The organism is Providencia xihuensis, from assembly GCF_041953405.1.
Lineage (GTDB): Bacteria > Pseudomonadota > Gammaproteobacteria > Enterobacterales > Enterobacteriaceae > Providencia > Providencia vermicola.
Window position 1 is genome coordinate 1,858,381 of record NZ_CP169565.1, and the last position, 13,178, is coordinate 1,871,558.

At 43.1% G+C, this 13,178-nt stretch carries 9 protein-coding genes; 7 read left to right on the forward strand and 2 right to left on the reverse strand.

Translation table 11 applies throughout. The annotated features are described in order from the left end of the window. Positions 1–72 precede the first annotated feature (72 nt). Positions 73–4,740: a sel1 repeat family protein gene (locus ACE2AL_RS08235; protein ID WP_375084236.1), complete on the reverse strand. Its 4,668-nt coding sequence runs from the start codon at positions 4,738–4,740 to the stop codon at positions 73–75. Positions 4,741–5,104: 364 nt separating this feature from the next. Further along, positions 5,105–6,025: a DMT family transporter gene (locus ACE2AL_RS08240; RefSeq protein ID WP_375084237.1), complete on the reverse strand. Its 921-nt coding sequence runs from the start codon at positions 6,023–6,025 to the stop codon at positions 5,105–5,107. A 101-nt stretch (positions 6,026–6,126) separates the two neighbouring features. On the opposite strand from ACE2AL_RS08240, the gene ACE2AL_RS08245 reads away from it, so the two are divergent. From ACE2AL_RS08245 to folC, 7 genes are all read left to right on the forward strand, one after another. Beyond that, on the forward strand, positions 6,127–6,948 hold the full coding sequence (locus ACE2AL_RS08245) for a helix-turn-helix domain-containing protein (protein WP_225818938.1): 822 nt from the start codon (positions 6,127–6,129) through the stop codon (positions 6,946–6,948). Positions 6,949–7,026: 78 nt separating this feature from the next. Further along, on the forward strand, positions 7,027–8,163 hold the full coding sequence (gene pdxB, locus ACE2AL_RS08250; protein ID WP_375084238.1) for a 4-phosphoerythronate dehydrogenase PdxB: 1,137 nt from the start codon (positions 7,027–7,029) through the stop codon (positions 8,161–8,163). Between the two features lie 79 nt (positions 8,164–8,242). Beyond that, positions 8,243–9,253: an aspartate-semialdehyde dehydrogenase gene (locus ACE2AL_RS08255; protein ID WP_206082380.1), complete on the forward strand. Its 1,011-nt coding sequence runs from the start codon at positions 8,243–8,245 to the stop codon at positions 9,251–9,253. Continuing rightward, a complete protein-coding gene (gene truA, locus ACE2AL_RS08260) occupies positions 9,253–10,068 on the forward strand; it encodes a tRNA pseudouridine(38-40) synthase TruA (protein ID WP_206082379.1) in 816 nt (271 codons plus the stop codon). Before ACE2AL_RS08255 ends, truA begins: the two co-directional genes overlap by 1 nt. 65 nt (positions 10,069–10,133) lie before the next feature. Continuing rightward, entirely contained in the window at positions 10,134–10,820 is a 687-nt protein-coding gene (locus tag ACE2AL_RS08265; protein ID WP_206082378.1) for a DedA family protein, read from the forward strand. Positions 10,821–10,924: 104 nt separating this feature from the next. After that, positions 10,925–11,896, forward strand: coding sequence for an acetyl-CoA carboxylase, carboxyltransferase subunit beta (gene accD / locus ACE2AL_RS08270; RefSeq protein WP_206082377.1), 972 nt, complete (start codon positions 10,925–10,927; stop codon positions 11,894–11,896). Then, positions 11,886–13,175, forward strand: coding sequence for a bifunctional tetrahydrofolate synthase/dihydrofolate synthase (folC, locus tag ACE2AL_RS08275; RefSeq protein ID WP_206082376.1), 1,290 nt, complete (start codon positions 11,886–11,888; stop codon positions 13,173–13,175). Before accD ends, folC begins: the two co-directional genes overlap by 11 nt. Positions 13,176–13,178 lie beyond the last annotated feature (3 nt).

Here is a 13,178-nt window from a genome sequence, read left to right on the forward strand (position 1 = left end):
CTACAGCCAAACCTAATCGGTTTTTCCGCAGTTTGAAGGGCGCTATTGATTGAGCGCCCTTATTTTTATCATCTATTTTTTCAGTGCACTAAAATCCCATTTTTTTAAGGCATTGATGGAGTCTTTATCTTGGTATTTAGCCCCTAATTCAAGGTAGTCGTGGGCTTTTTGCAGATCTTCTTTATTTTTGCTACCAACCCAGCCGTTATAGTACATATAGGCAAGTTTGTATTTTGCCATGGCATGGTGGGCACCTTGCTCTAAATTGGTCATATCGTAGTATTTGGCTGCTCGGTCGTAATCTTTTGGCATACCTTGCCCAAAGTACAGCATATCTCCTGCTAGGTGCGCAGTATTACTGTCATTTTGCTGGGCGCCTAAATCAAAATAATACAGGGCTTTTACGAAGTCCTTTTCTATTCCGCGCTCATTGTCTTTGCGATAGAGATTGCCAAGAATATTGTAGGCTCTAGGGTAACCATTTTTTCCTGCAAGCTCATAATAGTAAATCATTTTTTGCGTATCTTCGGGAACCATTTCACCTCGGGCATAGTTGATCCCTAAGGAGAACGCGGCCATTTTGTCGCCTGCTTCTGCTTTAACCCGCTTAGCTTCAATCTCCTTTGCAAAACGGCCATATTTTTGGAAGTCCTGCTCTTCTTTAAAGCGTTTATCAACATTTTGTTTATCTTCTGCTGACAGTTTATTCATCAACTCAATATTGTCAGTATCTTTTTCCAATCTTAAGGCGATGTAATACGCTTGTTTTGCATCATTTTTACGGGTATAGGCATCATAAAGACTACCAAGGGCGTATTTATCATGGTATTTCAAGGATATTTCAAACCATTCAATGGCTTTATCAAGATCTTGCTCAACATCACATTCCCCCTTAAGGTAGAGGTCACCCATGGCACGAGACAAATCTTCAGGTTCTTGAATAAAGGTTCTATCGGTGTTTTTTTCGAACTTGCCTTTTTCTAACCACTCTTTCAGATAGGCACCTGCCTTATCCATGTCAGTATTACGACTATTGGAACAGTAGCGCCCAGGAGAGTTAATTTCATAGAGCATTTTGATTGCGCCCATATCGCCTTTTTTATAGGCTTGCTCCAGATATTCTAAGGCTTTTTGTGGATCACTACTGGCGTAATAGGAATACAAACGCTTGAGAGCATCAGGGCGGTTTTGGGCTTCACTTTCAAGTAAAGAAAAGTATTTTTTATCATCTTTGCTGCGATTTAGATCATTTTTTTCACTGCGGATACCGTTTTGGTACAAATTTGCTAAGGAATTGAACGCCTGTTTTGAAAGCGCCTCATCAGTCGATTTCATCCCTTCCTGCAAGTATTGGATCGCAGCGTTGTATTCGTCAGACTCTAAGGTGATGCTGCTATCGTACAAGTAATCGCCTGCAAGTTGCACCTTAGAGAACAGATCGCCTTTCGCGGTGCCATCAAGGTAGTTTTGGCGTTTGGCTTGGCTATTTTCTGTCACTTTATCCAGTGATGGATAAACGGCGAGGTTGCCGCCAGCAATGGCTTTTTTGTACCAAAGCTGCGCAGCAGGGGCGTGACCGCGGGATTTATACCAATCCCCTAATTTTTCAGCCGCCGCTGCATCACCATTTTGTGCAGGTACCACGGTGGTATCATACAGTTTTGTGTATTCTTCAACACGGCTTGGGTTGGAATGTTTCCTCAGATAAACAATGGCTTCATCCCAATTGGGTTCAACAACTAGCGTTTTCTTATCTGCGGAGAGTTCGCCCAAATACAGCATTTCACTGTAGAGGATTATTGCGTTATCGTTATTGTCGTCACTGGCCATTTTCAAGTATTTCATGGCTTGCTGGCGGTCTTCTTTCACTCCATTACCATATAAATAGGCGCGGCCCACTTTGTATTTTGCAACCGCACTTTCATTTAGTGTTTGCATGCCAATATCAAAATCGTCCATATACTTGATGTATTGATTGCCCCAACTACCTGCTTTTAGGTAGTATTCTCGGGCTTTTTGACGATCAATATCAACTAATTGGCTGCCATTTAAATATTGGTGTGCCAGTTCACGGGTATAGTTTTTGCTACCAAGGGCAGCTAATTGGTCGTAATAACCAATAATTTTGCTTTTGTTTGCACGTTGAAGTTCTTCATTTTCATTATAATAATCAATTAACTCTTCAAGTGCTGTTTCATTATTCAGCTTGGCGCTTTTCTCTAGGTATTCTTGCCATTTTTGCTTATCGACCTTCTGCCCATAATTACCGAATTTATAGGCATTGGCGAGGGTGCGAATGGCATCAGGGTCATTGTTTTTTGCATTCGCCTGAATGGTAATAAACGAGGCTCTCGCTTTTTCAATTTCTCTTTTGCGTGATTTTAAAAAGCTGAAATCAGGGTCGGATATTTTGTTGTAATATTCCATGGCGAGATCATAGTTAGCATCTTCCCCATAATTGCCTTTTTGGTAAATTTCACCCAACTCATATAAACAGCGGTTGCTGCCTAATGCTGCACAGCGCTTATACTGCGGAACGAGGTCATTAGACGTTAACCCAGAGATGGCTTGGAAGCGGTCTTTATAATAGGCTTTATCATTGATGTAATTCACGCCATCAAGGTTTTGTGCAATATATAAAATCGCGGAGGTACTTCCTAAATCTGCGGCTTTTAAAATAGTGTCATAATAAGGCTTGAGTTCGTCATTCGTTAGGGCACTTACATTTTTTAAGTTTGTAAGTTGCGTAATACCATACTGATAAGTGATATCTGCGTCTGTACCAATCAGTGGCTCAATTAATTTTTGTGCTTCGGTATTTTTCTCATTGGCCGCTAATCTAACCAGTATGGCCTTCGTATCTCTGCGGTTTAAGCCTGCTTTAAATAAAACATCATAGGCGGTGGCGAGTTCTTCGGGGGTTAACTCTGATTTGGCTCGAGGCGAGTCTAATAAATCGACAAGTATATTGGCGATGGTATTGGTTTCAGTGGGTTGATATTTGAGCAGGGCAGCAGCGTAATAGACACGGCCGTTATAGTCGTATTTGCTTGCTTTCTCATACAGTTCAAAGGCTAATTTTTTATTGTTTTCTGCATCTTGGCGTAGTAAATAGTCTGCATAATAATGGGCTAATGCGTCATTATCGCGTTCAATAACGTCTTTTTTTAAGATATCAACAATCGTTTTTTCATCCACAAATGCTTTAATATCATAACGATAGTATAAATGAACTAACATGCGTTCTGCGGTGGATGGGTAGCCCCGTGAATCTAAGTTATCTTTCAGTATTTGTGTGGCTTTTTCGAGGTTTTTTTCTGTTCCAAAGCCATTAATATAGCCGCGAGCAAGTTGCATTTGTGTTTCATAACTTGGCTGAATGCGGTTTGCTTTTTCTGTCGCCTCAAAAGATTTTTCTGGGGAATATATTACACTGCCTTTAGTACCATAAACTTGGCTGGCAAGAATTTGTGCCTTTGCTGAGTTTGGGTACTTCTTCATTAATTCTGGCAGATATTTTGCCACGGTTTCATTGAGTTTTTTAGTGGGAAAATTATAGTCAGAAATGGCGCGTTGGGTGATGGTTATAAGCGCTTCTTGGTGCCCCAAATCCGCCGCTGAGATTAAGTATTTATTGGCTAAAGCGTCATTCCGTTCAACTGAATTGAAAATAGTACCTGAATAAGCACGATAAGCTTCATACATCGCGTCTGGATATTGTTGGTCCGCAGCCTCAGTTAGCGCTTTAATTTTGCTATTGTCTGCAAGGTAACTGAGGTACAGTGCCTTAGGTTTCTTTTGTTGTATTAGAGGGCGCAAATACGCCATAGCGCGTAATTCACTGCGTTTGACGTCTTCTCCCACACTGTATTTGTGATATAACGTGTAAATAGCGTATTCTTCGCCTTTACTGGCTCGTTCTTCAAGGTTGGCAATAATTTGTTGTTTTTCTTCAGCAGTTTGCGAACCATACAATGATAAAGGTGCTGGCTCCCTGTCATTGCTTTGGGAAAGATAATCGAACGTAGAGGAGTATGACATGCGTTCGTATTTTTTGGCTAACGCAGGGTTTGGTGCGATCCCATCGCCACCTTGTTCATAAATCGTGGCCAGCAACATGGCAGGGAATGGAAAATCTTTGCTAGCTAGCGGTGTTAAGATTTCAACTGCCTTTTTATTGTCCTTGTCAAATTGATGGGCGATATAACCCAGTGCAAATTTTGATATTTTGGAGCCTTGCTCAGCGGCTAATGTAAAGTAGTGGCGCACTAGCTTGATGTCTTGGGGAATTTCGTCGTATCTATCCTCCATGTACACACTGCCCACTAACTCTTGTGCTTCTATTACACCTAAATCAGCTGCTTTTGTGAGGGAAACGAGACCACTTCTATCGTTTGGGGTATCATCCATCTCACGGTTATAACGGTAATAACCTAGGTTATAGAGTGCATTTTTATTATTAGCTTCAGCGGCTTTGATCAAATAACGCTGCGCCGCTTCATCATCAGGCTCAATACCAATTCCATCTTTATACATCATGGCTAAGGCATAGGCAGATTGAGGATCTTTATCGGCATTTTTTTGAAATTGCTCAACAGCGGCTTTAGTATCACCTTGTTGATATAAGTCATACCCAGCTTGAGCTGGGTTGGATTGGCTTGATGCATTGATAAAATAAATGCCACCTGCGATAGCAATTATTATCAATACAAACAATACCATCTTAAACTGTTTAGTCATGGTTTTTCCTTGTCATGGCTTATCAGGTTATTTGCCACGCTCCTGTGTTCAATGGGCACTCTGAGTTAATACTACTAAAGAGGTATTTAATTTGGCTTAAGTCTAATTGCTTATGAAGAAGTTTCAATCGGATTTTGTCTACAATGGGCAATAAGATGGTTTTGAGATTACCAATGGTAGGAAAATAATGAATAACTGAGTGATTTTAAAATGTCACAAAGCATTAATGTTGATAAAAAAGAGACGAAAAAAGTAAAAAAGAGAGAGAAATATAGGGATTCTTTTGTGAGGGACTTTCAAACATAGCCCCACAATGTGGGGCATATGAGTGACGACATTGCTTTATTGCTTTTGTAATTCTATTCTACTGACAAGTATCCTTTTGAACCACCTTTTTTTCACGGCGGAACATGTGTGTGAGTGGAGTACGTAGTTGCTGCGCTAACATGACACCCAGTAATACCACGCCTCCGCCGATTAAATGATAACTTTTTAGCTCTTCACCTAAGGCGAAAATAGCGATAACTGCAGTGAATACAGGCGCGAGATTCATAAATATAGATGTAGTATTTGCGCCTAAACGCATCACCCCTTGGATCCATAAAGCTGGAGCAATAATGGAGGCGGCAATCCCTGCAAACATGACTAACCCAATATTGTGACTATTCAGTGCCACGTCATCGGCCATTAAGAAGTTTGGTAACAGTAAAATCACCCCAAAGAAAATTTGCACATAGAGTGAGTCCCAACTAGAGAGCTGAATTGCCCAACGTTTTGTCAGCACGCCATAGAGTGCATAAGCCGCAGAGGCAACAATCATCATTAACTCGCCTTGGCCTAACCCGTGGGATAGCAACGTACTTGGATTGCCTTGACTGACTAGCCACAATAAACCAAACAGCGACAAAGCCGAACCCAGAACGATACCGACTGTTGGGATTACGCGCAGTACAAAAATACTGATGATTACTGTAAGTAATGGAATTAATGAGTTCATTATTCCCATAAATGTTGCACTAACACTGTGGGCGGCATAATAGGCTAAGCTTTGGTATAGCATCATCCCGAGCGCCCCTAAAATGGCCAATTGCCACCAATGTTTCATCACTACTTTGTGGTGGCGCAGTACTGAGCGCAGAACAAAGGGGGTCATAACGGCTAATGCAAGTGCCCAACGGTAAAAGGAAATCGCTGCGGGGTCAATGGCAGTGGACGCTGCTTTGTTCACAATGGCATTGATTGACCACAATAAAACCGCAATTAGCGGAAAAAGCAAATTCTTCATTAAAACATTCTCCCATATCGAATGTGATCCAGTATACATCTGACCGATTTTTTAGATATACTGATAATCAGACAATCGATAACGCTTTTCAGACAGGTATCATGGGAAATTCAAAATTAGATATTTGGCACATTAGTGAATGCAATATAATTGAGCCTGAACTTATTGCATTTCGTCACGAACAAACCGCTGCACTCACTGAGTACAAATCACACTCACATCCATTTGGGCAGATGCTGTATGTCGTGTGCGGTATTATGGAAATGGAAGTGGCTGGCAAGCACTACTTGGCACCGCCTGAATTTTGTATTTGGATCCCCGCGAATATTCCCCATGCTAGCTTTAATAAAGAAAGTGTCAAATTTCGCATCGTGGATTTCTCGCATGAATATAATGATGTATTAGCTCAGCGTCCGTGCGTGGTTCGTTTAAGTACGATATTTCAATCTATTATGACGGATATGTACCAGCGGGGTGTTGTTCAACCCGAAACAGAACAAGATTTGCGCCTTGCCCATGTTTTGATTGACCAATTCTCCCTCTCCCCATGCCAAGACACTTATTTACCTGCCACCAAGGACAAATTTTTAGCCCCGATTTTGCAAGAGCTGCAAAACGACCCCGCAGATAACACGACACTGGCCCAATGGGCAAAACGTTCTTATACCTCAGAGCGTACGCTATCAAGGCGCTGCCAACAAGAGCTCGGTATGTCGTTTAGTGAATGGCGGCAACGTTTACGTTATTTACATGCGGTTGCAGGCTTGGAAAGAGGAAAAAGTGTGCATGAAGTGGCGTTGGATGTGGGATATAGTTCGGCATCTGCATTTATTGCGATGTTCCAACAAATTTCAGGGGTGACACCTGACCGGTTCCGTGTGAAAGAATTTGCGATGGATGATAACTTTGGTCTGGAGCGCTAACTCTCGTAGGCATCGAGATTAAACCGTGGCAAAATATTGTGATACAGAGATAAATTGTCAATCATTGGGACATACCGCGTGAAAATTTTAGTTGATGAAAATATGCCTTACGCTCAGGCACTGTTTAGTGAGCTAGGTGACGTTAAGGCCGTACCAGGACGCCCGATCCCTGAACAAGAACTCATTGATGCAGATGCATTAATGGTTCGCTCCATCACCAAAGTCAATGAATCACTTTTGAATAAGACACCTGTTAAATTTGTCGGTACCGCAACCGCAGGATTTGACCATGTGGATACGGCATGGTTGTCCACTGCCAATATTGGTTTTTCTTCTGCACCAGGGTGTAATGCCATTGCTGTGGTGGAATATGTGATTTCGTCTTTATTACTGCTTGCACAGCGCGATAACTTTGATTTACGGGATAAAACCGTTGGGATCGTGGGCGTCGGTAATGTGGGTGGTCGTTTAGCCACGCGCTTGAACGCATGGGGTGTGAAAACCGTGTTATGCGATCCACCACGCGCAGCAAAAGGCGAAGAAGGGCCATTTGTGGCTTTTGATGAGTTGCTTACTCAGGCCGATGTGCTGACTTTCCATACACCACTGAATATGGCAGGGGAAGACCAAACCTTCCATTTGATGGACAAAACCCGCTTAGACAACTTGCGTGAAGGGACTATTTTAATCAATGCTAGCCGTGGTGAGGTCGTTGATAATCAAGCGTTACTCGCAGTACTTCAACAAGGAAAAAAAATCAGTGTCGTACTGGATGTTTGGGAGCCAGAGCCTGATTTGAATACCGACTTACTCCATTTAGTCGATATCGGTACGCCACATATTGCAGGTTATACCTTAGAGGGGAAAGCGCGTGGAACGACACAAGTTTATGAAGCTTATTGCCAATTTCTCGGTAAATCGGCGCACGTTTCCCTCTCATCGCTACTGCCAAAACCTGATATTAGCGAATTAGCTCTTAATGGTAAATTAACGCAAAACCAGCTCAAAAGGTTAGTACATCTAGTGTATGATGTGCGCCGTGATGATGCAGCACTTAGAGCTGTTGCTGGTATCAAAGGTGAATTTGATAAATTGCGCAAAAATTACCAAGAACGCCGTGAGTGGTCATCCCTGAATGTGATTTGTGATGACCCGCAAACAGCCACTTTACTCACTGAGCTCGGTTTTAAGGCGAACTTAATTCACCAATCATAGATTTCAGTAAGATGAACATCTGATTAAATGACTTCAATTATTGAGGTCATTTAATTTTTTATTTTTTAGAGGAATAGCCATGACTGAAGGTTGGAATATTGCAGTATTGGGTGCAACCGGTGCTGTGGGTGAAGCAATAATTTCACTGTTACAAGAAAGAGAATTCCCAGTCGGCGAGCTGTATTTACTGGCCAGTGAACGCAGTGCGGGGGAGAGCGTACGTGTTAATGGTAAAAGTATTCAAGTAAACGATGCCAAAGACTTCGATTGGTCACAAGCCCAAATGGCTTTCTTCGCGGCAGGCGAAGCGGCAACGCTGCAATACGCAGAGTCAGCGGCACAAGATGGCTGCATTGTGATTGATACCAGCGGTGTGTTTGCTCAAGAACCTGATGTGCCATTAATTGTACCTGCCGTGAACCCGCAAGTATTAGCGGATTACCGTAATCGCAATATTATTTCGTTAGCAGATAGCGCAGTTAGCCAATTATTGACAGCAATTAAACCGTTAGTGGATGCCGCGGGTTTAGGCCGTATCACATTAACCAATATGCTATCAGTTTCAAGCTACGGTAAAGCGGCGGTAGATGAACTGGCAGGGCAAAGCGCACGTTTATTGAATGGTATTCCAGCGGAAGAAGGGCGCTTTAGTAAGCAATTAGCCTTTAATATGCTGCCGCTATTGGCGGATATGGAAGGCAGTGTCATACATGAGCGCCGCTTAGTTGAACAGGTGCGTAAAGTGTTGCAGGACGATGGCTTACCTGTTGCAGTCAGTTTTATCCAATCCCCTGTTTTTTATGGTAATGCACAAGTTGTCCATTTAGAAACACTGCGCCCGATTAGCGCTGAAGAAGCGAACGATGAATTTGAACGTTTTGATGATATTCAGGTCTCAGAAGAGGGTGATTATCCAACACAAGTGACAGATGCGTCAGGTAACGACCTGCTCAGTATTGGCTGTGTGCGCAATGACTACGGGATCCCCGAGATTTTACAGTTTTGGTCAGTCGCGGACAACGTGCGTTTCGGTGGTGCATTAATGGCAGTTGAAACAGCGGAAAAACTCGCTCAGGAGCTGTTTTACTGATGTCCGAGTCAACAAAGTTGCATCGTATCGCGTTAGGTATTGAATACAACGGCAGTCGGTATTTTGGTTGGCAACGCCAGCAAGAAGTGAAAAGTGTACAAGGTTGTCTTGAGGAAGCCTTGTCGAAAATCGCCGCAGAGCCGATTGGCGTGTTTTGTGCGGGTCGGACAGACGCAGGTGTTCACGCAACAGGGCAAGTTGTGCATTTCGAAACGTCAGTTGAGCGTAAAGAAGCCGCTTGGACGATGGGGGTTAACACGCATTTACCGCCAGATATTGCGGTACGTTGGTGCCAACCTGTGGGTGATGAGTTCCATGCGCGTTTTAGTGCAACGGCGCGTCGTTATCGCTACGTGATTTTTAATCACCGCTATCGGCCTGCCATCTTATCCAATGGCGTGACGCATTTTCATTATCCACTGGATGAAAAACGGATGCACAAAGCGGCACAAGCACTGATAGGCGAGCGTGATTTCACGTCATTCAGAGCAGTCCAGTGTCAGTCTAGAACACCTTGGCGTAATGTTATGCACGTCAATGTGAGCCGCCACGGCAATTATGTGGTGGTGGATATTAAAGCCAATGCGTTTGTACACCATATGGTGAGAAACATTGTTGGTAGTTTGTTGGAGATTGGCTGTGGCAATCAAGACATTGATTGGATGGCTCATCTTCTTGAATTAAAAGACCGAACTAAAGCTGCCGCCACGGCAAAAGCGGAAGGGCTTTATTTGGTCAGTGTGGATTATCCAGAGAAATTTGCGCTCCCCAGTCATGTCATGGGGCCTCTTTTTCTCGAAGATGAACTGATGTAAATCGACGCTAACTTTATCTCATAATTACTGCAAATAGCACGGATGCTATTATTAATGAGGATTATATGGAATTTATCAGTTTTATTATCGACTTTATTTTACATATTGATGTGCACCTCGCTGAACTGGTCAGAGATTATGGCACGTGGGTATATGGTATTCTGTTCCTGATCCTATTTTGCGAAACAGGGTTAGTGGTCACACCATTTTTGCCAGGAGATTCGTTATTATTTGTTGCGGGCGCTATTTCGTCCTTGGACAGTAATGAACTCAACGTGCATTTGATGGTGGCGTTAATGATTACCGCAGCAATTATTGGCGATGCGGTAAACTATACGATTGGGCGTATTTTTGGTGAAAGATTATTTAAAAATCCGGATTCAAAGATTTTTCGTCGTGTTTATTTAGATAAAACCCATGCGTTTTATGAAAAACACGGTGGCAAGGCAATTATACTGGCGCGTTTCGTGCCGATAGTCAGAACTTTTGCACCTTTCGTTGCAGGAATGGGCAAAATGTCTTATCGTCACTTTGCATTTTATAATGTGACGGGCGCATTTATTTGGGTATTATTATTCACTTATGCAGGGTATTTCTTCGGTGAATTACCGTTCGTACAAAAGAATTTGAAATTACTGATAGTCGCGATTATCTTTGTTTCAATTCTGCCGGGGGTGGTTGAAATTATTCGTCATCGTCGGATTGCTGCAAAAGAAAAGCGTGCGGCAGCGCAAAAAATCGATAACCACTAAGTGGTTTAAAAAGTTTTTATCTACAGTGAGATATCATTGTGGTTTAATGGCAAAAAATTACATACTGGTGATAACCAGAGTGAAACAGACAAAAAGGTCCATTAATGAGCTGGATTGAAAAAATTTTAAAGAAAGGTAACTTGACCCAATCACACAAAGCCAACATCCCTGAAGGGGTTTGGACTAAATGCGATAGCTGTGGACAAGTTTTATACGGTGCTGAGTTAGAACGCAATTTATCTGTGTGTCCAAAATGTGACCACCATATGCGTATCCATGCCCGTCAGCGCTTAGAAACTTTCCTTGATGAAAATTCTACGACAGAACTCGGTAGCGAACTTGAGCCAAAAGATATTCTCAAGTTTAAGGATTCCAAAAAATATAAAGACCGCATTACAGCAGCGCAGAAAGAAACGGGTGAAAAAGATGCGATGGTCGTGATGAAAGGTACATTGAAAGGTATGCCTGTTGTTGCCGCTGCGTTTGAATTCTCTTTTATGGGCGGTTCAATGGCCTCCGTCGTCGGAGCACGTTTTGTCCGTGCGGTAGAACAAGCGTTGGAAGATAATTGCCCACTCGTGTGTTTCTCATCAAGTGGTGGCGCGCGTATGCAAGAAGCGTTGTTATCGTTGATGCAAATGGCGAAAACCAGTGCCGCTTTAGCAAAAATGCAAGAGCGCGGTTTACCATACATTTCAGTGCTAACTGACCCAACCATGGGTGGTGTTTCAGCAAGTTTAGCGATGCTGGGTGATATCAACGTGGCAGAACCTAAAGCGCTGATCGGCTTCGCAGGCCCTCGTGTTATCGAACAAACCGTGCGTGAAAAGTTACCACAAGGTTTCCAGCGTAGTGAATTCTTACTGGAAAAAGGCGCCATTGATATGATCGTGCGACGCCCTGAAATGCGTGATCGCCTGGCTGAAATTTTGGCGATGTTAACGAATAAGCCAAGTTTTAATGAAACGCCAATCATTGTGGCAGAAACAGTAGAAATCGACCTGAATGCTATTGATGAGATCAGTGCCGAAGAACCAGAAAAGGATTCTGCAAAGCATAAAAAAGATGATGAGTAATCTAATCATTCCTACAGCCAAGTCTCCTTTGGAGGCTTGGCTTTCTTATCTCACTGACCTGCATAGTCAAAACATTGACATGGGGTTGGAACGAGTCGGCCAAGTTGCTCGGCACATGAATCTGACGCAACCAGCTCCTCGCGTTATTACCGTCACAGGTACCAACGGAAAAGGCACCACTTGCCATACGCTAGAATCAATTTTGATAGCAGCGGGGCTAAAAGTGGGCGTTTACAGCTCGCCACATTTGGTGCGCTACACTGAACGTGTACGTATTCAAGGGCAGGAGCTTTCCGAGTCTGATTTCTGTGAGGCTTTCGCGACCATTGAAGCACAACGTAAAAATATTTCTCTTACGTACTTTGAATATGGCACATTGGCTGCACTACAATTATTTAAGCAAGCTCATTTAGATATCGTTATCTTAGAAGTGGGCTTAGGTGGGCGTTTAGATGCGACCAATGTGGTGGATGCAGACATCGCTGCGATTACCAGTATTGCTCTCGACCACACGGATTGGCTGGGGTCTGATCGTGAACATATCGGTCATGAAAAAGCAGGTATTTTCCGCCAAGGACATTATGGTGTGGTGGGTGAACCCGATATGCCAGAGTCGATTGGGAAATATGCAGACAACATTGGCACCCATTTATTCCGTCGTGGTGTAGATTGGCAATACAGCGAACAAGCAACGAGTTGGTCTTGGCAGAGCTCACAACGTGAATGGCATGATCTTCCATTACCGAATGTGCCACTGGCGAATGCGGCAACGGCATTAGGCGTAATTAGCTGTTTACTGCAAATTGATGCAGATATTGCAAAAAAAGTCACGGATGCTGCCATTTATCAAGGTTTAAAATCAGCTCAATTGCCAGGACGTTTCCAAATTATTGGTGAGAAACCATTAATGATTTTGGATGTGGCACATAATCCTCATGCTGCAGGGTATTTAGTGAGTAAATTAGCTGGCTTACCTGCGGTTGATGGCCGTCGCATTCGTGCGGTTGTTGGGATGCTCGGTGATAAAGACATTCAAGGCACGCTTGAGTGTTTATCGCAGCAGGTGACTGACTGGTATCTCGCACCATTAACTGAGTTTCGAGGGGCTGATGTGGCTCAATTGAGCCAGCATGTACAGCAAGCTAATGTGTTTGATTGTGTTGAAAAAGCATGGCAGCAAGCTTGTGTTGAGGCGCAAGAACAAGACGTGATTGTAGTTTGTGGGTCATTCCACACAGTCGCTCATGTCATGATGTTATTAGAAAACCAAAAAGGATAGTGC